Genomic DNA, 22,284 nt, shown 5'->3' with positions numbered 1-22,284 from the left:
TCCTCTCGATGCAGTTCGCGCTCTTCATTTCCTCCCCCCGCAAGACCCTGGTCACCCTGGCCACGGCGCTGCTGGCCGCGGCCTGCGTGCATCCGGCCTGGGCCTTCACGAGCTTCGAGGACGTGAAGCGCGACTTTCGCTCCTCCGACACCGCCGTGCTCGACCGAAACGGCGAACTGCTGCAGCGCGTGCGCACCGACCCGACCGTGCGGCGCGGCCAGTGGACGGCGCTGGCCGACGTGTCGCCCGCGCTGCGCACGGCCATGGTGTTGAGCGAGGACAGGCGCTTCTTCGAACACAGCGGCATCGACTGGCGCGCCGTGTCGGCCGCGGCGTGGGGCAACCTGTGGAACACGCGCACGCGCGGCGCCTCGACCATCACCATGCAGCTGGCGGGCCTGGTCGACGACGACCTGCGGCGCAATTCGGGCGGGCGCAGCTTCACGCAGAAGATCGGCCAGACGGTGGCCGCGGCGCAGCTGGAGCGCAACTGGCGCAAGGACCAGATCCTCGAGGCCTACCTGAACACGGTGCCCTTTCGCGGCGAGATCGTGGGCATCGACGCGCTCTCGCGCACGCTGTTCGGCAAGGCGCCCAGCGGGCTCGACGCGCGCGAGGCGGCGGTGGCCTCGGCGCTGGTGCGCGCGCCCAACGCCAAGCCGGCGGTGGTGGCGCAACGCGCCTGCGAGGTGCTGCGCGCCATGGAGCCGCAGCAGAAGGTCGACTGCGAGGCGCTGGACATGTTCACCAGCGCGGCGGTGCAGCGGCGCGCCTTCGATGCGAACGAAGGCATCGCGCCGCATGCGGCGCGGCGGGTGCTGCGGGAGATCAGGGATGCGAATGCAGAAGCCAATGCGGGTTCGGGGGCAGCCCCCACCCCTGCCCTCCCCCAGGGGGGGAGGGAGAAAGACAGCGGCAAGGACGCAGGTGTTCGCACCACGCTGCGCGCGCCGCTGCAGCGCTTCGCGCTCGACACGCTGCACCGCCACCTGCGCGAACTGCGCGAGCGCCACGTGGAAGACGGCGCGCTGGTGGTGCTCGACAACGCCACCGGCGAAGTGCTCGCCTGGGTCGGCTCGTCGGGCCCGCTGAGCCAGGCGGCGGAAGTCGACGGCGTCACCGCGCTGCGCCAGCCCGGCTCCACGCTCAAGCCGCTGCTCTACGGCCAGGCGATTGCCGAGCGGCGCATCACCGCGGCCTCGCTCATCGAGGACTCGTCGGCACAGATCAGCACCGCCAGCGGCCTCTACATTCCGCAGAACTACGACCGGCACTTCAAGGGGCCGGTGTCGGCGCGCACGGCGCTGGCCGCCTCGCTCAACGTGCCGGCGGTGCGCACGCTGGTGATGGTGTCGCCCGAGTCATTCGCGCGCGAGCTGCGCGCCGCGGGCCTGCCGCTGCGCGAAAGCGGCGACTACTACGGCTACAGCCTGGCCCTGGGCAGCGCCGAGGTGTCGCTGCTGTCGCTCACCAACGCCTACCGCATGCTGGCCAACGGCGGGCGCTACGGCACGACGACGATGACGGCGCGGCCGGTCACGACCGCCGACAAGACGAAGGCAGCCCCGGCCGCGAAAACGGCGAAGGCCACCGCCACCGCCACCCCCGGCGCCGCGCCCCTCATGGACCCGCGCGCCGCCTTCATCGTCGGCGACATCCTTTCCGACCCGAACGCGCGCACGCGCACCTTCGGGCTCGACAGCATCCTCTCGACCCGCTTCTGGACGGCCGTGAAGACCGGCACCAGCAAGGACATGCGCGACAACTGGGCCGTGGGCTGGTCGCAGCGCTACACGGTGGGCGTGTGGGTGGGCAACGCCAGCGGCGAGTCGATGTGGGACGTGAGCGGCACCAGCGGCGCCGCGCCGGTGTGGGCCGAGGTGATGCGCTTCCTGCACGCGCGCGAACCCAGCCGCGCGCCCGCGCCGCCGCCGGGGCTGGTGGAGGCGCGCGTCGAGTTCGGCGCCGGCCCCGACGGCAGCCCGCTGGAGGCCGCGCGCAGCGAATGGTTTCTGCAGGGCACCGAGCAGCCGCTGTTCGCGCTGGACACCGGCATGGCGAACGACGCCAACTTCGCGCGCATCACCTCGCCGTCGGACGGCACCATCATCGCGGTCGACCCCGACATTCCGCCGCTGCGCCAGCGCGTGCGCTTCGAGTCCGAAGGGCGCGGCGTGCAGTGGCGCATCGACGGCAAGTTCTTCGCGCGCGGCAACAGCGCGCAGTGGCTGCCATGGCCGGGCCGGCACGTGATCGAGCTGGTGGACGGCGCCGGCAAGGTGGTCGACCAGCGGCGCATCGAGGTGCGCGGCGCGGGCGTGGTGACGAAGAGCGCGAAGCGCTGAAAACAAGACAGACAGCTGGACAACCCAGCGGGAGGGAGACCCGAATGAATGCTCGTCGATGGCCGGCCACGGCGCGAACACCGGCGCTGGCGCTGGTGTGGCTGTGCCTTGCAATGCTCGCGTGGGGCGCACTTTCCGCACTCCCCGCGCTTGCGGCGCAGGCGAAACAGGTGGCCGTGCCCGCCATGAAGTCGCGCGTGGTCGACCTCACCGGCACCTTGAAGGCGGACGAGGCCGAGGCGCTGCGCGGCGACATCGCCACGCTGCAGGAGGCCACGCGGGCCCAGCTCGCGGTGCTCATCGTGCCCACCACCGGCAGCGACAGCATCGAGCAGTACGCCACGCGCGTGTTCGCGCAATGGAAGCTCGGGCGCGCGGACGCGGACGACGGCCTGCTGCTGCTGGTGGCGCTGAAGGACCGCAAGATGCGCATCGAGGTGGGCACGGGGCTGGAGGGCACGGTCACCGACATCCAGGCGGCCCGCATCATCGACCGCGAGATGACGCCGCGCTTTCGTGGCGGCGACTTCGCGGGCGGCATCCAGGCGGCGGTGCAGGCGCTGTCGCAGCTGATCGACCCGCCCGCCCTGCTCGTGCCGCCCATCGACCCGGGCAACCAGCCCTCCGACGCCGTGGTCGAGACCACGCCCGAACCGGTTTCGCTGGGCAGCCATGTCACGCCCGAGGGCTGGGCGCTGTTCGGCGTGCTGTCGTGGAGCCTGGCCGTGGGCGCCTGGTATGGGCGCGGCGTGTCCGCCAATGCACGCGGCCGCGCGGCGGTGCAGCAAAAGCCGCGCAAGAACAAGGGCGTCGGCAAGCTCGCGGGCAAGGGCAAGGTCCGCCGCGGGCCCGAACCCTGGAGCGACGCGGTCGCGGCCATCACGCCCCCTCCCGGTCAGTCCGGTCAGTCCGCTCAGTCACCTGGCGCCCCCCCGCGCAAGCCCGACTGGCGCGTGGCGCTCGGCCTGGCGGGCGCCGGCCTGGTCGGCGGCGCGGTGGCGCTGGCGAACCCGGTCATGGTGCTGGGCCTGGCCATGCCGGGCGCGTTCTTCTACGGCCTGGGCTACGGCTGCGGCCGCTCGCCCACGATGCGCTACATCCTGGGCGGCATCGTGCTGGTTGTCGCGGGGCTGGTCGCGCTGGCGTTCACGCTCGGCGCGGAGCGCTTCTGGTGGGGCTTTCTGTGGGCGCTGGGCATCGGCGGCGTCGCGCTGTTCGCGACGGTCATCGTGCTGTGCATGCGCCGGGCGTGGCATCGGGGCCTGCTGGGCTTCATGGTGCGCCTGCTGATCGTGCTGGGCGTGGTCGGCTACGTGTTCCACGTCAGCGAGCCCGGGCCGGTGCCCGGCCTCAACTGGCTGCCGGTGGTGATCGCCGCCTTCGTGTCGCTGCTGTTCGCCTTTATTCCCTGGGACAGCATGGAAAGCGGCGGCGGCGACAGCGACGACAGCGGATGGAGCAGCTCGTCGAGCAGCAGCAGCTCGTCCTCGTCGTCCTCGTCCTCCGACAGCGGCGGGGGCTCCAGCAGCGGCGGCGGCGCGTCCGGAAGCTGGTAAGGCTGGAGCTGGCGCCGCGATTTCAGGACGCCCTGAACACGCCCAGCATGTAGTCGACGAAGGTCTTGATCTTGGGCGAATTGCGTCGCGCGGGCAGGTAGACCAGGTTGATCTCCTGCGGCTTGAGCGCAAGCGCCGGCAGCACCGGCACCAGCAGGCCGGCCTCGACCTGCGGCATGGCCAGCGACGCGGGCAGCAGCGCGATGCCGCGGCCCGACAGCGTGAGCTGCAGGATGAGCTCCAGGTCGTCCGACTGGCACACGCTGTCCACGCGCACGCGGTGCGTCTTCTCGGTGGTGGCCAGGTGGATCTCGCGCTTGCGGCCCTCGGCATCGGCCGTGAGGAAGGTGTGCGGCGCCAGGTCGGCCAGGCTGTCGAGCGGCGCGTGCGGCGCCAGGTAGGCCGGCGCGGCGCACAGCATCAGCGGCTCGTTCTTCAGGTGGCGCGCCACCAGGTCGTCGCAGCCTTCGCGGCCGCGGCGGATGGCCACGTCGGTCTCGTCGCGGAACAGGTCGATGCGGTCCTTGCCGGTCTCGACCACCACGTCGAGCTGCGGGCAGGCGCTCATGAAGCCCGACAGGTGGCTGGTGAGCAGCGCGCGCCCATAGTAGTGCGGCACGGCGATGCGCAGCCGGCCGCTGACGGCGTTGCCGCCGGAAGACAGGTTGAGCATCACGTCGTCCAGGATCGTGAGCACATGCTGGGCCGCCACCAGAAACTCGCGCCCCTCGTCGGTGAGCGCGAAGCGGGCCGCGCCGCGGTGCAGCAGCTGGTGGCCCACCGTGGCTTCCAGCCGCTGCAGCTGGCGCGACGCGGAGGCCTTGGGCACGTTCAACACATCGGCCGCCGGCGTCAGTCCGCCAAGCTGGGCGGCCTTGGTGAACAGCCGCACGTCCGACAAAGAAAAGTCCTTCATTTCAAGTTCTGCGGGGCTCCGTTTTTTGCGCGATGGGGGTTGACGGACGGGCAAATTGCACGTCGATCAGTGACCTTTGGTTTCATTTTCATTGAATGAGGCAATAATTAGTAACAATTAGTGAACGTTTTTCGTATTTCGGAAGAAGTTCACTTTTTCATCACTTATCTTTGAAACCGACTTGCGCAATCGTGCGAACAAGGCTCTTCACTTCTGTCGCGCCTTCTGTCGCACCGATGCACAGCCAAACCACGGGCAACCAACCGCACCCCTGGCCCGGGCTTCTGAATGGCGGCAGAATTCGTCCAATCATTGAATGACCAGGCCTTCCCAGATGCTTGCCCAAGCTCCCCGTACCTCCCTGGCGGACACCGCCGCCGACAGCATCCGGGCCGAGATCTCCGCCGGGCGCTGGGCCGTGGGCTCGCGCATTCCCATCGAGCCGCAGCTCGCGCAGTTGCTGGGCGTGAGCCGCGGCACGGTGCGCGAGGCGGTGAAAACGCTGGTGTCGCGCGGCCTGCTCGAAGTGCGCCAAGGCTCGGGCACCTATGTCCGCTCGGGCTTCGACCCCTCTTCCAGCCTGCAGAAGATGCGCCTGGCCAGCCTGCGCGACCAGTTCGAGGTGCGCCGCGCGCTCGAGGTCGAGGCCGCCCGGCTGGCCGCCGTGCGCCACACCGCGCGCGACCTGCGCCGGCTGCACACCCTGCTGGACAAGCGCGGCGTGCCCGATGCCGGTGAAGGCGGCGATGGCGGCGCGGCGTTCATCGAGCGCGACCTGGCCTTTCACCTGGCCATCGTCGACGTGTCGGGCAACCTCGCGCTGGCCGAAACCTGCCGCTTCATCACCGGCTACATCAAGGAAACCATCGCCAGCACCATGGGCACGGTGCTGCCCGAGCCTGACGAGGCCGCGCACCGCGCCATCGTCGAAGGCATTGCCAGCCGCGACCCCGACGTGGCCGCCGCGGCGGTGCGCGACTTCATGGCGCCGATGATCAACGCGCTGTCGCTGGGCACGCCGTCATGAATTCGGCCACCCTCGCATCCGGCACTTCCAGCGCCGCCGCACACGCTGGCCCACAAAGCCTCGCGCGTCGCATCCTGCTGGGCGCCAGCGTGGTGCTCATCGCCTTCAACCTGCGCCCGGTGTTCGCCAGCCTGTCGGTGGTGCTGCCCGAGATCATTCAGGCGACGGGCCTCTCGGCCACCGCGGCCAGCCTGCTGACCACGCTGCCCATCGTGTGCCTGGGCGTGTTCGCGCCGCTGGCGCCGGGCCTGGGCCGGCGCTTCGGCACCGAGCGCACGCTGCTGGGCTGCATGGTGCTGATCCTGCTGGGCACGCTGCTGCGCGGCACCGGCAACATTCCGCTGTTGTTCCTGGCCTCCGCCATCGCGGGCAGCGGCATCGCGGTGTCGAACGTGCTGCTGTCGGGCCTGGTGAAGCGCGACTTCGCGAAGCAGGCCGCGCTGATGATGGGCCTGTACACCATGGCCGTGTGCGGCGGCGCCGCGAGCGCGGCCGGACTCACGGTGCCCATCGAGCACGCGCTGGCCGGCGGCTGGACCACGGCGCTGGCCATGTGGGCGCTGCCCGCCGCGCTGGTCACGCTCGTCTGGGCGCCGCAGGCGCTGCCGCGCAAGCCGGTGGCCAGCGAATCGGGCTTTACCGTGCGCGGGCTGTGGCGCGACAGGCTGGCCTGGCAGGTCACCTTCTTCATGGGGCTGCAGTCCGCCCTCGCCTACATCGTGATGGGTTGGCTCGCGCCCATCCTGCGCGAGCGCGGGCTGGGCAGCGAGACCGCGGGCTACGTGGTGTCGCTGTCGGTCATGACGCAGGTCGTCACCTGCCTGGTGGTGCCGGCGGTGGCGGTCAAGCTGCGCAACCAGCGCGGGCTGGCGGTGGTACTGGCCGCGATGACGGTGGCCGCCATGCTGGCGATGCTGTTCGCGCCGCTGGGCGGGGTGTGGGCCTGGGCCGTGCTGCTGGGCATTGCACAGGGCGGCACCTTCGCGCTGGCGCTGACGATGATCGTGCTGCGCTCGCCCGACTCGCACGTGGCCGCCCACCTCTCGGGCATGGCGCAGGGCGTGGGCTACATGGTGGCGGCCTTCGGCCCGCTGCTGGCCGGACTGCTGCACGGCTGGACGGGGAGCTTCAGGGCCTCGTCGTGGCTGTTCATCGGGCTGGGCATCGCGCTGGTCGTCGCCGGGCTGGGCGCGGGCCGCACGATGCATGTGGGCACGACGACCGTGCCCCGGCGGTGAGCCGGGGCCTCTTTTTTCTACGGCGGTGAGCCGGGGTACGGTTTTTCTCTCTACTGCAGGTACGTTTCCGCCAGCAGCGCCCAGTAGGCCGCGCCGATCGGCAGGTTGCTGTCGTTGAAGTCGTAGCCCGGGTTGTGCACCATGCAGCCGCCATGCTGGCCCGCGGCGCCGTTGCCGATGAACAGGTAGCAGCCGGGCTTCTTCTCGAGCATGAAGGCGAAGTCTTCGCTGCCCGTGACGGCGGCGGCCTGCGCCTCCACATGCGCCTCGCCCACCAGCTCGTAGCCGATGCGGCGCGCGAACTCGGTTTCTTCCGGCGTGTTCACCAGCACCGCGTAGCCCCGGCGGTAGTCCACCTGCGCCTTCACGCCGAAGCTCTCGGCCTGCGCATTGACGATGGCCTTCAGCCGCTTTTCCAGCAGCACGCGCACTTCGCGGTCGAGCGAGCGCACGCTGATTTCCAGCGTGCAGGTCTCGGGGATCACGTTGTTGGCCTTGCCCGCGTGGATGGCGCCCACGGTGACGATGGCCATCTGCTGCGGATCGGCGTTGCGCGACACGATGGTCTGCAGCGCCATCACGATGCTCGATGCCGCCACGATCGGGTCGGCCGTGCGGTGCGGCATGGCGCCGTGGCCGCCCACGCCGGTGAGCGTGACGGTGGCGTAGTCCGAGCTGGCCATGGCCGCGCCTTCGCGGAACGCGAGGCTGCCCTGCGGGCGGCCCGGCATGTTGTGCATGGCGTAGACGGCGTCGCAGGGGTACTTGTCGAACAGGCCGTCTTCCATCATCTTCGCGGCGCCGCCCATGCCCTCTTCGGCCGGCTGGAAGATCAGGTTGAGCGTGCCCGAGAACTCGCCGTGCTGCGCCAGGTACTTGGCCGCGCCCAGCAGCATGGCCGTGTGGCCGTCGTGCCCGCAGGCATGCATGATGCCGGGCCGTCCGCTGCGGTAGGCCAGGCCGGTCTTCTCCTCGATGGGCAGCGCGTCCATGTCGGCGCGCAGGCCGACCGCGCGCGTGCCGCCGCCGCGCTTCAGGCGCCCGACGAGGCCGGTCACGCCCAGGCCGCGCTCCACCTCGTAGCCCCAGGCCGTGAGGCGCTCGGCGACCAGGTCGCTGGTGCCGAACTCCTCGAAGCCGAGCTCGGGGTTCTGGTGGATCTGCTGGCGCACCGTCATGAATTCGGCGGCGTGCTTTCTCATGTACTCGAGGTAATGCTGTGCGTTCTGCGGCATCGTCGGCCCTGCGTGAAGTGAGTGAAGTGAGTGATGTGGACGAAGTGAATGAAGCGAGGAATGAAAGCAGCGGCGTTCAGGGATGCAACGCCATCGTGGCAGGCAGCCGGGTCCACGGCAGGTCGGCCGGGTCGGCGGCCATCGGCCCCGGCGCCTTGGCCACGAGGATGGTGCTGGCAATGGGCGCGAAGTCGGCGCGAAAGTGCACCGAGCTCTTGTTCACCAGCACCTTCATCGCCTCGGGCTCGATGCCCACGTAGCGGAAGAACTCGCGGTCGAGCATCTGGCTCTTGCCGCTGGCCACGGCGATGCGCACGCCGTCGATCTCCAGGCAGGCACTGGCACCCAGCGACACCGTGCCGCCGCGCGACATCGGTCCCTTGCCCTGCACCTGCCCGTCGCTGAGCGCGGTGACGGTGTACACGCCTTCCACCGGCGCGTCGCTGAACTGCCCGCCCCAGGTGGGCACCGAGGTGCCCAGCGCGATGCGGATCTGCGCGCCCACGCCCGCCGCATGGGCTGCTGCGGCGGCCGCCGGGTCGAACATGAGCCCCAGCGCGACCTGGCCCGGGTAGCGCTTGCCCGCGCCCTCGGCCAGCAGCGCGTGCAGCATGCCGGTGGTGTTGCTGTCGGCGCCCGCGCCGGGGTTGTCCTGCGTGTCGGCGATGACCACCGGCCGGCTCGCGCCCTCGGCCAGTTCGAGCGCGCGCGCCACCGCCACGCGGGGCTCCAGCACGTCGAGCCGCCATTGCGAGCGCGGCTGGTCGATGCGCTCGTACAGCGTGGCCACGGCCGCACCAGCGTCGTCGCCGTAGCCCCACACCACCGGGCCGCACTCGGCAATGTCGGCCGCCGGAAAGCCGGTGGCAAAGCTCAGCACCGCGTCGTGCTGCGCGTCGAGTTCCTTCAGCAGCCCGTACACCGAGGCGGCGGGCTCGATCATGGTCGACTGCACGTTCAGCGGCAGCAAGAAGCTGAAGCGCCGCGCATGCAGCGGCTCGCGCGTGCCGCGCGCCATGCGGCGCTCCAGCAGCGTGGCGGCCAGGCGGCCGGTGTCGGCCATGTCGATGTGCGGGTAGGTGCGGTAGGTGGCCAGCGCGTCGGCCTCGGCCAGCATCTGCGCGGTGATGTTGCCGTGCAGGTCCAGGCTCGCGACGATGGGCACGTCGGGCCCCACCAGCGTGCGGATGCGCGCGATGAGTTCGCCCTCGGGGTCTTCCAGGTGCTCGGTCACGGCCGCGCCGTGCAGGTCGAGGTACACCGCGTCGATGCCGCCGTCGGCCAGCGCGGCGGCCAGGTCTTCGGTGATGGCGCCCGCAATGCGCTCGAAGGCGTCTTCGGTCACGTGCGCGGACGGCGTGGCGCCGGCCCATGCCGATGGCACCAGCGACCAGCCCTTCTCGCGCGCCGCGTCGATGAAGCCGCCCACCGGAATGTTGCGCCCCGCATAGGCCTCGACGATGGCCGCGCCGCGCCGGTACGGCGGAAAGCTGGAGCCCGCGTTGAACGCGGCCCAGTCGGCCTTGCTGGGCGCGAAGGTGTTGGTTTCATGCTGGAAACCGGCGATGAAGACTTTCATGGATTCCTTTTTTTTCCTGGACGTGGGAACGAAGATATCTCTAGCTGCGTATTTCTAGCTGCGTATTTCTAGCTGCGTGCAAAGGCAAAGTCGCGCCCCGGCGCGGCAGCCAGCAGTTTGCGCGTGTAGGCGTGCTGCGGTGCGAAGAACACGTCTTTCACCGCGCCGCGCTCCACGATTTCACCCTGGCTCATGACGAGCACGCTGTCGCAGATCTGGCTGGCCACGCGCAGGTCGTGGGTGATGAAGAGAATGCCGATCTTCAGCCGCTGCTGGATCTCGTCGAGCAGCCGCAGTATTTGCGCCTGCACCGACACGTCCAGCGCCGACACCGCCTCGTCGGCGATCAGCACCTTGGGGTCGCAGGCCAGCGCGCGCGCAATCGAGATGCGCTGGCGCTGCCCGCCCGAGAACTCGCTGGGGTAGCGGCGCAGCGCGTCGGGCGACAGGCGCACCAGGTGCATCAGCTCCTCGGCCCGCGCCCAGGCCTGGTCGTGCGGCGTGCCGAAATTCACCGGCCCTTCGACGATGGACGCGCCCACGGTCTGGCGCGGGTTCAGCGAGCGGTACGGGTCCTGGAAAATCACCTGCACCGTACGGCGAAACGGCGACAGCGCGCGCCCCGTGGCATGCGCCACCGAGCGGCCGTCGGCAAAGATGTCGCCCGAGCTCGGGTCGATCAGCCGCGCGATGCAGCGCGCCACCGTCGACTTGCCCGAACCCGATTCACCGACGATGCCCACGGTTTCGCCGGGCCGCACCGCCAGCGTCACGTCGCGCGCCGCGTTCACCGTGCGGCGCTTGCCGGGCCAGCTGCCGGTGACGTAGGTCTTGCAGATCTTCACCGCGTTGAGCAGCGGGTAGGCGTCGGCCACGGGCGGGCGCCTGGGCGCGGAGAGCTCGGGCACCGCGTCGAGCAGCATGCGCGTGTAGGGCTCGCGCGGCGCGGTGAGCACCGCGGTCTTGTCGCCCTTCTCGATCATGGCGCCCAGCTGCAGCACCACCACCTCGTCGGCAATCTCGGCCACCACGCCGAAGTCGTGCGTGATGAAGAGCACGGCGGTGCCGTTCTCGGTCTGCAGCTCGAGGATGAGCTTGAGGATCTCGGCCTGCGTGGTCACGTCGAGCGCGGTGGTGGGCTCGTCGCAGATCAGCAGCGCGGGCTTCAGGATGAGCGCCATCGCGATCACGATGCGCTGGCGCTGCCCGCCCGAGAGCTGGTGCGGGTACGAGGCGTAGATGCGCTCGGGCTCGGGCAGCCGCACGCGCGCCATGACGGCCAGGATCTTCTGGCGCCGCTCGGCCGCGCCCATGTGCACATGCTGCGCGAGCATTTCGTCGACCTGCGCGCCGCAGGTCATCACGGGGTTGAGCGCGGTCATGGGCTCCTGGAACACCATGGCCATCGACGGGCCGCGCAGCGCGCGCAACCGCGCTTGCGGCGCGGCCAGCAGGTTCTCGCCCTGCAGTTCGATGGTGCCGCGCACCGGCGTGAGCCCCGGCGGCAGCAGGCCCATCACCGCGTTGGCGATCACCGACTTGCCCGAGCCCGACTCGCCGAGCAGGCAGACGATCTTGCCGGGCGGCACGTCGAAGGAAATGTGCTCGACCGCGTGCGTGCGGTCGGCGCCCGGGGGCAAGGCGATGGCGAGATCGCGCACGGAAAGAACTGCGGCGTTGTTCGTCATGCCTCAGCCTCCGCGCTTGTTGAACTTGGGGTCGAGCGTGTCGCGCAGCCCGTCGCCCAGGATGTTGACCGCCAGCACCGTGAGCGCCAGGAAGATGCCCGGGAACAGCACGTTGTGCGGGAACTGGTTGAACTGCGCGCGGCCCTCGGCCATGATGTTTCCCCAGGTCGCCATGTCCGCCGGCAGGCCCACGCCCAGGAACGACAGAATGGCCTCGACCAATATCGCCGAGGCGCACACATAGGTCGCCTGGATGATGAGCGGCGCAATCGCGTTCGGCAGAATGTGTCGCACCAAGATTTTCCAGGTGGGCGTGTCCAGCGCAATGGCCGCCTCCACGTACGGCTCCTCGCGCACCGTGAGCACCACCGAGCGCACCAGCCGCGCCACGCGCGGAATCTCGGGCACCGCAATGGCCACCACCACCGTGAGCAGCTTGCCGCCGAACAGCGCCACCAGGCTGATCGCGAACAGGATGCCGGGAATGGCCATGACGCCGTCCATCAGCCGCATGAGCACGCTGTCGATGCGCCTGAAGTAGCCGCCCAGCAGCCCCACGAGCATGCCGAACACCATGGCCAGCGCGGCCACCGCGATGCCCACGGTGAGCGACACGCGCGCGCCGTACAGCGTGCGGCTCCAGATGTCGCGCCCAAGGCTGTCGGTGCCCATGACGAACAGGTGCTCGAAGGTGTCGCCGGCCAGGCTGTTGAACTCGCCGCGCGTGCCCGGCAGGATGTTCGAGCTGCCGGGGTCGATGGCGGTCGGGTCGATGGTGCCCAGCCAGGGCGCGGCCAGCGACATGAGCACCAGCAGCACCAGCACGCTGCCGCCCGCGCGCACCGACCAGTTGGCCAGGATGCGCTTGAGCAGCGAGCGGCGCCGGGGCGGCGGCAGTGCTTCCGCGGCGGCATCGGGTGCATCGGGTGCATCGGGTGAAAGGGAAAGAGATGAATCGGTCATGGTGTTTGTTCGGGGCGGTTCCGTGGTTCCATGGTTCGGTGACTTCAGTACCGGATGCGTGGGTCGAACACCAGGTAGCTCACATCGATCAGCAGATTGATGAGCACGTAGATGACCGAGAAGAACAGCGTGATGCCCTGGATGAGCGGAAAGTCGCGCGACAGCACCGCATCGACCGTGAGCTGCCCGAGCCCCGGGATGGCGAACACCGTTTCGGTGACCACCACGCCGCCGATGAGCAGCGCGATGCCGATGCCGATCACCGTGACGATGGGAATCGCCGCGTTGGCCAGCGCATGGCGCATGAGCAGGCGCTTTTCCGAAATGCCCTTGGCGCGCGCGGTGCGGATGTAGTCCTCGGTCATGGCCTCGGCCACCGCGGCGCGGGTGACGCGCGCAATCAGCGCCACGTAGATGACCGACAGCGTGATCGACGGCAGCACCAGGTGCTTGAGCCACAGCAGCGGCCCCTGGCTCAGGCGCGCGTAGCCCTGCACCGGCAGCCACTGAAGATGCAACGCGAAGATCCAGATCAGCACGTAGCCGATGACGAAGGCCGGAATGGAAAAACCCATCACCGAGAAACCCATCAGCATGCGGTCCAGCCAGCCGCCATGCCGCCACGCCGCGATCACCCCCAGCGGCACCGCGATGAGGATGGTGACCACCAGCGTCACCGCCGCCAGCGACACCGTGGCCTCGATGCGCTGGCCGATCAGCTCGGCCACCGTCTTCTTCATGAAGTACGACTCGCCCAGGTTGCCCTGCAGCAGCTGCGCGCTCCAGTGGAAGAACTGCACCGGCAGCGACTGGTTGAGCCCCAGCTGCTCGCGCACCTTGGCGATGTTCTCGCTGGTGCCGCTGTCGCCCACGATGGCGGCCGCGGGGTCGCCGGGCGCGAGCCGCAGCATCAGGAACACGATGAGCGCGACGATGACGAGCACCGGCACGGTCGACAGAATGCGGCGTGCAAGAAAAAGCAGCATGGGGCGGTTCCGTGAGTGGCGTGCGCGATCAGTTCTTCTTCAGGTTCCAGAACACACCCACCGGCGAGCGCACCAGCCCGCTCACCACGCCCTTGCGGTAGGCCGTGAGCGGCTTGTATTCACCAATGGGCGCGTAGATGCCGGTGTCGTACACGCGCTGCTGGATGGCCGTGGCCAGTTCCTTCCTCTTGGGCTCGTCGGCCGTGGCGAGAAACTCCGACTTCAGCTGCTCCAGCTTGTCGTCGGTGGCCCAGCCGAACCAGCCCTTCTCGCCGTTGCCGGTGAGCGGCGCGAAGAACATCGGGTTCATGTTGTCTGCGATGCCCCAGCCGGTGATGAACAGGTTCCAGCCGCCGTTGGCCACCGGGTCTTTCTTGGCGCGCCGCGTGACCAGCGTGGGCCAGTCCATCGACTGCATGTCGACGTTGAAGCCGGCCTGCTTGAGCAGCTGCGCCATCACCGGCGGAAACTTGTTGAGCACCGCGAAGTCGGCCGGGTACATGAGCACCACGGGCTTGCCGTCGTAGCCCGCTTCCTTCAGCAGCGCCTTGGCCTTTTCGAACTGCGGCTTGCCGGTGAAGTAGCTCGCCTTGTCGGAGGCATAGGCCGAGCCGCACGGGTAGATGGAGGCGCAGCTGTTGTAGAGCTCCTTGTGCACCAGTTGCGCGCGCATCAGCGCTTCCTGGTTGATGGCCATGAACGCGGCCTGCGCGATCTTCGGGTTGTCGAAGGGCGGGATGAAGTGGTTCAGGTGCAGCGCGAACGAGCCCTTGGGCACCGGGCTGTCGATGGTGATGGCGGGGTTGTTCTTCAGCGCCGTGTACTGCTCGGACGGCACCCACTCGATCATGTCGACCTCGCCGTTGGCCAGCGCGTTGGCCTGGGTTTGCGCGTCTTTCAGCACGATCCATTCCATGCGGTCGACGTACACGTTCTTGCCGCCGGCGGTGCCCGAGGGGGCCTCGGTGCGCGGCACGTACTTGGTGTTCTTCAGGTAGACGATCTTCTCTCCGGGGCGGTACTCGTCCTTCTTGAAGATGTAGGGGCCGGAGCCGGTGGCGTCGTCGATCTGCTTGTCGGCGGGCGTGGCGGCCACGCGCGCGGGCATGATGAAAGGCGGGTTCGAAGAGGGCTTGCTCAGCGCGTCGAGCACCATGCCGAAGCTGTCCTTGAACACCAGCTTGAACGTGTTGGCGTCCACCGCCTCGGCCTTGTCCAGCGCGGTGAACATCTTCTGGCCCAGGCCATCGCGCTGGCCCCAGCGCTTCAGCGAGGCGATGACGTCTTCGGACGTGACGGGCTTGCCGTCATGAAAGGCCAGGCTCTTGCGCAGCGTGAAGGTCCAGGTTTTTCCGTCGGGGCTGGTGGTGTACTTGTCGACCATCTGCGGATGCACCTTGCCTTGCTCGTCCACGCCGAACAGCGTGTCGTACACCATGTAGCCGTGGTTGCGCGTGACGAAGGCGGTGGTCCAGATCGGGTCGAGGATCTTCAGGTCGGACTGCGGCACCAGGCGCAGCACCTTGCCCGCGTCCTGCGCGAAGGCAGCGGCAGCGGCCGTGGCCAGCAACGCGCCCGCGAACATGGCTTTCAGTTGTCGTTTCGTCAGCATGGATCAGTTCTCCGGTTGAAAAAGAAAGGCGCGAACACGCGCAACGCCGCGGCACACGTACTGCATGCGGCGTGGCAGCGTGGCGGCCTGGCGGCGTTGCGGAAAACAGGTCATGAAGAAAGCGGCTCCGGAAGCGAACAAGGACACGCCGCACGCAATGCGCGGTGTGCCCCTGCTGTCCTTTTGCCTGAGAGATTCACCCTGCGCGCACATCGCACAGGGCTTGCCCCTTCGGCGGCTGCCCTCGGCCCTTGCAACGGGGCCGGTCAGCGCTCTCCAGCGTCAGTAAAAATCCAGTCTTGGGACCTGAGCGTTATGGGCTGTCGCCTTCGGTAATGCACTAACTCGACGCATCGGGCCGGCATTTCTCCTGGATCAACTTCTCAAAGCAGATTGCGTGCCAAAAGCAGCAATCCGCGAGAAAGCTGCGCCGCAGTCAACGTCTACTGCGGGCCGCCGCAGAAGTCCGCGCGTTCGGTCGTCTTCGCGGTGAAGCGGATGCGCGAGGTGGTGGTGGCGCGCTGCGGCTCGCCTTGCGGCCACTCGCTCTGCAGCCACGTGTACTGCCAGTCGTACGGCGCGCCGGGCTTGGCCGCCTGGCCGTACGCGATGCGCAGGCTGCCGTTGCTTTCGTCGTGGCAATGCTTGGAGGTCTTGTAGTCCTTCTCGCTGAAGCAGGCGCGGATCATCTTGAAGCACGAGAAGGGAATGCCGCGCTGCACGGCACTCCTCGCCTTGCCTTCGCCCTCGCCCTCGCCTTCACGTTCGCGTTCGAGCGGCACGAAGTCCGCCGTGTCGAACGACGCGCCGCCGCCCGAGTACATCTCCGACACGGTCTGCAGCACGGCCACCGCCCACTTGCCCTCGGCCGTCGGGTAGAGCGCGGGCGCGAGCGACAGGCGCATGTCGCGCGGGCCGGAGCCTTCGGCGCCGTCTTTCTTCAGCGCGTCGGCATAGGCGGAAAAATCGTTCAGCGTGGTGAGCTGCCATCCCTTGGCGTCGGTGCTTCGCTTCACGCGCGCCATGACCAGCGGCTCGGCGGAGAGCACCAGGTAGTCGCCGGGCGTGGCGCCGCGTGGGCGGTACAGGCCGATCTGCTGCACGTCGCAGGGCTGCGGCAGCAAGGCGCACAACCGGACGCGCCATTGCGGGTCGAGCGCCTCGGGCTTGTTCACGGCATCGAACACCTGCGCGGTGGGCGCGGCCGGTGCGGCGAGCGCGGGGCCCGCCATGAGCGCCAAGGTGAGCGACGCGAGGAAACCGGCGGTGAGCAGTTTTTTCATGGAGCCGAATGGTAGCCACGCATCGCAATTCGCGTCGGAGGTTTGCATGCCCACGCCGCGCGAGCGCTTGATAAAGTCGCCCGCGACCATGAACCCATCCAGCTCCGCTCCCTCTTCCCCCGTCCTGCAGATCGACGCGCTCGGCTTCGCCTACCCCGACCAGCCGGCCATCGCCTCGAACTGGAGCGCCCGCGTCGGCCCCGGCGTCACGCTGCTGTACGGCGACACGGGGGCCGGCAAGACGGCGCTGCTCCAGGTCATTGCGGGCGCGCTCCCGGCCAGGGGCGGCCTGACGGTGGCCGGCGCCAGCCTCGCCGCCGCGCCCGAGGCATACCGGCGCAACGTGTTCTTCGTCGACCCGTCCACCGACCGCTTCGACCAGAGCACGGTGCACGCCTGCACCGCCGCGCTGCGCGAGGGCGACGCGGGCTTCGACGAGGCACGGTGGCAGGCGCTGGTCGAGGGCCTTTCGCTCACGCCGCACCTGGAAAAGTCGATGTTCATGCTGTCGACCGGCTCCAAGCGCAAGGTGTGGCTGGCCGCGGCGCTGGCCTCGAGCCGCCCGCTGGTGCTGCTGGACGAGCCCACCGCGGCGCTGGACGCGGGCTCGGTGCGCTGCCTGTGGCGTTCGCTGGGCGAACTCGCAGGGCCGGCCACCGGGCGGGCCTTCGTGGTGGCCAGCGCCGAGCACATCGACGCCGTGCCGCTGGCAGCCACCATCAGCCTGCCGCTGCGCTGAAGCGCCTCGGCACCTTGCGCCTCCCCTGCGTACCACCCTGCGCAACCCCCATTGACAAGCCCCCTCGTGGGGGTGATCGCACCCATGGCGGGCCGAACCGGGCCCCGACGGGTGACAATCACGGATTCCGGCGGTTTGATCCCGCCTGAAGATTTCCAGCCAACCCGACAACCAGCATCTACGGAAGCAAGCGCATGAGCTCGAAGCAACCCACCATCGTCTACACCCTCACCGACGAGGCGCCCCTGCTGGCGACCTACGCGTTTTTGCCCATCATCCGCGCCTTCACCAACCCGGCCGGCATCAACGTCACCACGAGCGACATCTCCGTGGCCGCCCGCATCCTGGGTGAATTCCCCGAATTCCTGAGCGACGCGCAGAAAGTGCCCGACAACCTCACCGAACTCGGCAAGCTCACGCTGCAGGCCGACGCCAACATCATCAAGCTGCCCAACATCAGCGCCTCGGTGTCGCAGCTGAAGTCGGCCATCAAGGAACTGCAGGGCAAGGGCTACAAGATTCCCGACTACCCCGAGAACCCGACCAGCGACGAAGACAAGGACATTCGCGTGCGCTACAACAAGTGCACGGGCAGCGCGGTGAACCCGGTGCTGCGCGAAGGCAATTCCGACCGCCGCGCGCCCAAGGCCGTCAAGGAATACGCCCGCAAGAACCCGCACAGCATGGCCGACTGGAGCCAGGCCTCGCGCTCGCACGTCTCGCACATGCACGGCGGCGACTTCTATCACGGCGAAAAGTCCATGACCCTGGACCGCGCGCGCAACGTGAAGATGGAGCTGATCACCAAGAGCGGCAAGACCATCGTGCTCAAGCCCAAGGTCGCGCTGCTCGACCGCGAGGTCATCGACTCCATGTTCATGAGCAAGAAGGCACTGCTGGCCTTCTATGAAAAGGAGATCGAGGACGCGCACAAGACTGGCGTGATGTTCTCGCTGCACGTCAAGGCGACCATGATGAAGGTGTCGCACCCCATCGTGTTCGGCCACTGCGTGAAGATCTTCTACAAGGAAGCCTTCGAGAAGCACGGCAAGCTGTTCGACGAGCTGGGCATCAACGTCAACAACGGCATGGTCGACCTGTACACCAAGATCGCCGCGCTGCCGCAGAGCACGCAGGACGAGATCAAGCGCGACCTGCACGCCTGCCACGAGAACCGCCCCGAGCTGGCCATGGTCGACTCGGCCAAGGGCATCACCAACTTCCATTCGCCCAACGACGTGATCGTGGACGCCTCGATGCCCGCCATGATCCGCAACGGCGGCAAGATGTGGGGCGCCGACGGCCGCCTGAAGGACGTGAAGGCCGTGATGCCCGAATCGACCTTCGCCCGCATCTACCAGGAGATCATCAACTTCTGCAAGTGGCACGGCGCCTTCGACCCCAAGACCATGGGCACGGTGCCCAACGTCGGCCTCATGGCCCAGAAGGCCGAGGAATACGGCTCGCACGACAAGACCTTCGAGATTGCCGAAGACGGCGTCGCCAACATCACCGACCTGGACACCGGCGAAGTGCTGATGAGCGAGAACGTGGAGCAAGGCGACATCTGGCGCATGTGCCAGGTGAAGGACGCCGCGATCCGCGACTGGGTCAAGCTGGCCGTCACACGCGCGCGCAACTCGGGCATGCCGGTGGTGTTCTGGCTGGACGCCTACCGCCCGCACGAGGCGCAGCTGATCACCAAGGTCAAGATGTACCTGCACGAGCACAACACCTCGGGCCTGGACATCCAGATCATGAGCCAGGTGCGCGCCATGCGCTACACGCTGGAACGCGTGGTCCGCGGGCTGGACACCATCAGCGCCACCGGCAACATCCTGCGCGACTACCTGACCGACCTGTTCCCCATCATGGAACTGGGCACCTCGGCCAAGATGCTGTCGATCGTGCCGCTGATGGCCGGCGGCGGCTTGTACGAGACCGGCGCGGGCGGCTCGGCCCCCAAGCACGTGCAGCAGCTGGTGGAAGAAAACCACCTGCGCTGGGACTCGCTGGGCGAATTCCTGGCGCTGGCCGTGAGCCTGGAAGACCTGGGCCTGAAGACCGGCAACAAGCAGGCCGCCATCCTGGCCAAGACGCTGGACACCGCCACCGGCAAGCTGCTCGACAACAACAAGAACCCGTCCCCCAAGACGGGTCAGCTGGACAACCGCGGCAGCCAGTTCTACCTGGCCATGTACTGGGCCCAGGAACTGGCCGCGCAGACCGACGACACCGAGCTGCAGGCCAAGTTCAAGAAGCTGGCCGAGACGCTCACTGCCAACGAGAAGAAGATCGTCGAAGAGCTCGCGGCCGTGCAGGGCAAGGCCGTGGACATCGGCGGCTACTACCTGGCCGACCCGGAGAAGTTCGCAGCCGTGATGCGTCCGAGCGCAACGCTCAACGCGACGCTGGCATCGGCCTGATACAGGGTCGATGCCACCCGGAGGCGCGGGGCTTGCCCCCTCGCCTCCCCGTGCACCCCTTGCGCAAGGGGTGCACGGCGGGCCGGAGCGGGACTAGACTGTTTCCCCCTCCAACGCCATGCAAGGCAGGCCCCCCATGAAACACCGCTTGCTTCCCCTCGCGCTGGCCCTGGCCGGCATTGCGGCGACCGTGGCCGCGCCAGCCCATGGCGCCGAAAGCTGCGACGCCCTGCGCACCCAGATCGAATCGAAGATCGCCGCCGCTGGCGTGGCGCGCTTCACCGTCACCGCGGTCGATGCCAGCGCATCGGCCAACGGACAGGTGGTGGGCAGCTGCGAGCTCGGCAGCAAGAAGATCGTCTACGAAAAAGACGCCGGGCCCGACCGGGGCACGGCCACCGTGCCGCCGTCACCGTCGCCTTCATCGGACGGCGCCATGCTCACCGAATGCAAGGACGGCAGCGTCTCCCGCGGCGGCAACTGCAGGAAGTAGCCCGGGCCCAAGCCCAAGCCCAAGCCCGAGTTCAAGCCCGCGGTGCGCTAGCCGCAGGCTTCCAGGTTGATCAGCCCCTTCTGCATGGCCTCGCGCACCGCCTGCGCGCGCGAGTTCACGGCCAGCTTGCGGTAGATGTTCTTCACCTGCGCGTCCACCGTGTGCAGCGAGCGGTAGCTCGACTCGGCAATCTCGCGGTTGCTGAGCCCCTGTGAAATCAGCCGCAGCACATTGAGCTCGCGCGGCGACAGCGCGCCCCGTGCATGGTCCGACCCCGCGGGCAAGGGCGTGCGCCGTGGCTTGGCGGGGGCGGTCGGCGTCTTCTTCTGCGTCGGCTCGGCCCAGCGCATCTTCGGCGGCGCGGCATCGATGCCAGCATCGGCGTGCACCGCTTGCATGCCACCAGGCAGGTCGTGCCCATCCCTCTTGGCCTCCACGATGCGGTGCGCGATGCGCGACGCGGTGGCCGTGTCGCCCTCGGCGATCAGGCGCATCAGGAAGGCCAGCTCCACCTCGTTCGAATCGGAAAAAAGCGCGCCCACCGCCGCGGCGGCGACCGCCGAGTTGACCGGCTGCACGTCGTCGCCGATCGAGCGCACCAGCGCCTCGCCGCTGTCGCGCATGGCGCTGCCGCACAGGGGTGCGACCTCCTGCACCGAAGGGTTCGGCAGCGCCTGCACAGGCGAGGCCAGCACGCACAACTGGTCGATCCGCCGCGACCGCTCCCGCAGCGCGGCGACACGCGCCTGCGCGCCCCGGCGCTTCACGACCAGGCTGCGCCGGGAGATGGTGCCGCGGGCCACCGTGTAACTGGCCGGCCGGCGTGCGGGCGTGAACAAGGGCTTTGCCTCCAGTACGAGGCGAACGGTCGAAACGGTGCGATTGCTGCTTCCCAGCTGCGTGGCAACCCGCTGGATTCTTGCTCTGGACATGGACGCCTTCATTCGCTCGAAAACGGTCAGTGACTGCATTGCGCCCTTCGGGGCGCAGATCCCTTGGTCGTGGCCTTGCAACCACCTCAGCCGCAAGCGTGCTTTCGGGCGCCGGGCGGGCTTGACCGTGCGTCTCAGTTCTTGAGAGAATCCGGCCGTTTTGCGGGATTTATTGGCACTTTTGTCTTATTTGTCCGTTCAATGACAGGCCCAAAGCCGTTTCCACGCACTTTTTGATGGGCCAACTCGACCTCGGAACCGGCCTGCGAACCCCGTTCGCCCACGGTCTCCCCTGCAGCCATTTCGACGTGTCGGCCCAGCCGCCGGCCCAGCGGCTGCAGGCCTGGCGCGAGCGCGTGGGGCATGTCATGGACGTGCAGCCGGCCGGCGACGACACCGGCCAGCCCTTTCAAGCGGCCATCGACCGCTACCAGGTCGGCGACATCGTCTTCACCGACTGCCGCTCCGACGCCATGCGGCTGGAGCGCTCGCTGGCGCGCATTTCCACCGACAGCGTGCGCAACTTCGCCTTCCATGTGTTCCTGGAAGGCGATGTGCAGGACGTGAGCGTGCGCTCGTCGCCGCGCGGCAAGGATGCGCCGTCGTCGGCGAAAGTGCTGGCGCTCGACATGGGCCAGCCCGTGCGCATGCAGCGCAACGACTGCCGCGTGCTGACCTTCTTCGTGCCCGGCTCGCTGGTGGAAGAAGTCTTTCCGGACCCGATGGCCATCCATGCGCGCGCGATGCAGCCCGACACGCCGCTGGCGCGCCTGGCGCTGGCGCAAGTCGAGGCGCTGGGCCGCGACATTGCGCACCTGAGCGCGCCAGCGGCGCAAAGCGCCGTGCGCGCCGGCGCCGAGCTGCTGCTGGCCGGCTTCGGCAAGGAAGCGCGCCTGAGCGGCGGTGCCCGCGCCGCGGCGCGCGCGGCCATGTTCGGCCAGGTGCGCCGCTACGTGCAGGCCAACCTGCACCGCGCCGAGCTCACGCCCGAGCTGGTGCTGGCGGCGCTGCACCTGCCGCGGCCCACGCTGTACCGGATGTTCCAGCACGAAGGCGGGCTGGGCGCGTACATCCGCCACCTGCGGCTGCAGCACGCGGCCAACGACCTGGCGCGCTACCCGCACCTGATGGTGACCGACGTGGCCTATGGCGTCGGCTTCAAGAGCCCGTCGGATTTCACGCGGGCGTTTCGACGCGCGTACGACATGTCGCCGCAGGAGTTCAGGGCGAATTCGGCCAGGCCCCCCTAGGCGGACAGGAGCGGCG

The 22,284-nt window shown here is 68.6% G+C and carries 17 protein-coding genes and 1 riboswitch; of the genes, 8 read left to right on the top strand and 9 right to left on the bottom strand.

The window, feature by feature from the left end; all coding sequences use genetic code 11:
• Window positions 1-8 precede the first annotated feature (8 nt).
• Together pbpC and AB6807_RS33400 are read left to right on the top strand one after the other, a co-directional pair.
• On the top strand, window positions 9-2,345 hold the full coding sequence (gene pbpC, locus AB6807_RS33405) for a penicillin-binding protein 1C (RefSeq protein WP_371087982.1): 2,337 nt from the start codon (window positions 9-11) through the stop codon (window positions 2,343-2,345).
• 44 nt (window positions 2,346-2,389) lie between these two features.
• Complete coding sequence (locus AB6807_RS33400) at window positions 2,390-3,901, top strand: YgcG family protein (RefSeq protein ID WP_371087926.1); 1,512 nt, start codon at window positions 2,390-2,392, stop codon at window positions 3,899-3,901.
• A gap of 22 nt (window positions 3,902-3,923) precedes the next feature.
• Here the strand turns inward: AB6807_RS33400 and AB6807_RS33395 are convergent, their stop codons facing one another.
• On the bottom strand, window positions 3,924-4,817 hold the full coding sequence (locus AB6807_RS33395; protein ID WP_371087925.1) for a LysR family transcriptional regulator: 894 nt from the start codon (window positions 4,815-4,817) through the stop codon (window positions 3,924-3,926).
• A gap of 334 nt (window positions 4,818-5,151) precedes the next feature.
• Here AB6807_RS33395 and AB6807_RS33390 point away from each other — a divergent pair, with 334 nt between their 5' ends.
• Complete coding sequence (locus AB6807_RS33390) at window positions 5,152-5,844, top strand: FadR/GntR family transcriptional regulator (protein ID WP_116908333.1); 693 nt, start codon at window positions 5,152-5,154, stop codon at window positions 5,842-5,844.
• Window positions 5,841-7,082, top strand: a complete 1,242-nt coding sequence (locus AB6807_RS33385) for a CynX/NimT family MFS transporter (RefSeq protein WP_371087924.1) — start codon at window positions 5,841-5,843, stop codon at window positions 7,080-7,082. The genes AB6807_RS33390 and AB6807_RS33385 overlap by 4 nt, the downstream gene beginning before the upstream one ends.
• 50 nt (window positions 7,083-7,132) lie before the next feature.
• Here AB6807_RS33385 and AB6807_RS33380 read toward each other — a convergent pair whose 3' ends face one another.
• From AB6807_RS33380 to AB6807_RS33350, 7 genes are all read right to left on the bottom strand, one after another.
• Complete coding sequence (locus AB6807_RS33380) at window positions 7,133-8,317, bottom strand: M20 aminoacylase family protein (RefSeq protein WP_116908335.1); 1,185 nt, start codon at window positions 8,315-8,317, stop codon at window positions 7,133-7,135.
• Between the two features lie 76 nt (window positions 8,318-8,393).
• Window positions 8,394-9,896 carry a M81 family metallopeptidase gene (locus tag AB6807_RS33375; protein ID WP_371087923.1) on the bottom strand — a complete coding sequence of 501 codons (1,503 nt, stop codon included), beginning with the start codon at window positions 9,894-9,896 and terminating at the stop codon, window positions 8,394-8,396.
• Between the two features lie 68 nt (window positions 9,897-9,964).
• A complete protein-coding gene (locus AB6807_RS33370; RefSeq protein WP_371087922.1) occupies window positions 9,965-11,584 on the bottom strand; it encodes a dipeptide ABC transporter ATP-binding protein in 1,620 nt (539 codons plus the stop codon).
• Window positions 11,585-11,587: 3 nt separating this feature from the next.
• Window positions 11,588-12,547: an ABC transporter permease gene (locus AB6807_RS33365; protein ID WP_371087921.1), complete on the bottom strand. Its 960-nt coding sequence runs from the start codon at window positions 12,545-12,547 to the stop codon at window positions 11,588-11,590.
• 44 nt (window positions 12,548-12,591) lie between these two features.
• Entirely contained in the window at window positions 12,592-13,533 is a 942-nt protein-coding gene (locus AB6807_RS33360) for an ABC transporter permease (protein WP_116908339.1), read from the bottom strand.
• Between the two features lie 28 nt (window positions 13,534-13,561).
• Window positions 13,562-15,145: an ABC transporter substrate-binding protein gene (locus AB6807_RS33355; protein ID WP_371087920.1), complete on the bottom strand. Its 1,584-nt coding sequence runs from the start codon at window positions 15,143-15,145 to the stop codon at window positions 13,562-13,564.
• Between the two features lie 165 nt (window positions 15,146-15,310).
• A riboswitch (glycine riboswitch) is annotated at window positions 15,311-15,435 on the bottom strand.
• Between the two features lie 153 nt (window positions 15,436-15,588).
• Window positions 15,589-16,428, bottom strand: a complete 840-nt coding sequence (locus tag AB6807_RS33350; RefSeq protein WP_371087919.1) for a hypothetical protein — start codon at window positions 16,426-16,428, stop codon at window positions 15,589-15,591.
• A gap of 88 nt (window positions 16,429-16,516) precedes the next feature.
• Here AB6807_RS33350 and AB6807_RS33345 point away from each other — a divergent pair, with 88 nt between their 5' ends.
• The 3 genes from AB6807_RS33345 (at window position 16,517) to AB6807_RS33335 (ending at window position 20,086) form a co-directional block, all read left to right on the top strand.
• Window positions 16,517-17,167: an ATP-binding cassette domain-containing protein gene (locus AB6807_RS33345; RefSeq protein ID WP_371087918.1), complete on the top strand. Its 651-nt coding sequence runs from the start codon at window positions 16,517-16,519 to the stop codon at window positions 17,165-17,167.
• 194 nt (window positions 17,168-17,361) lie between these two features.
• Window positions 17,362-19,593 carry an NADP-dependent isocitrate dehydrogenase gene (locus AB6807_RS33340; RefSeq protein WP_371087917.1) on the top strand — a complete coding sequence of 744 codons (2,232 nt, stop codon included), beginning with the start codon at window positions 17,362-17,364 and terminating at the stop codon, window positions 19,591-19,593.
• Between the two features lie 136 nt (window positions 19,594-19,729).
• Window positions 19,730-20,086 (top strand): DUF1161 domain-containing protein, encoded by a 357-nt coding sequence (locus tag AB6807_RS33335; RefSeq protein ID WP_371087916.1) that lies wholly within the window; start codon window positions 19,730-19,732, stop codon window positions 20,084-20,086.
• Window positions 20,087-20,133: 47 nt separating this feature from the next.
• Here the strand turns inward: AB6807_RS33335 and AB6807_RS33330 are convergent, their stop codons facing one another.
• Window positions 20,134-20,925, bottom strand: a complete 792-nt coding sequence (locus AB6807_RS33330; protein WP_371087915.1) for a response regulator transcription factor — start codon at window positions 20,923-20,925, stop codon at window positions 20,134-20,136.
• Window positions 20,926-21,254: 329 nt separating this feature from the next.
• Between AB6807_RS33330 and AB6807_RS33325 the strand changes: the two genes are divergently transcribed.
• On the top strand, window positions 21,255-22,268 hold the full coding sequence (locus AB6807_RS33325) for an AraC family transcriptional regulator (RefSeq protein WP_371087914.1): 1,014 nt from the start codon (window positions 21,255-21,257) through the stop codon (window positions 22,266-22,268).
• The last annotated feature ends 16 nt before the right edge of the window (window positions 22,269-22,284 follow it).

This window comes from Variovorax sp. RCC_210 (assembly GCF_041355175.1).
GTDB lineage: Bacteria > Pseudomonadota > Gammaproteobacteria > Burkholderiales > Burkholderiaceae_C > Variovorax.
This window is presented reverse-complemented; position numbering and strand designations above follow the sequence as displayed.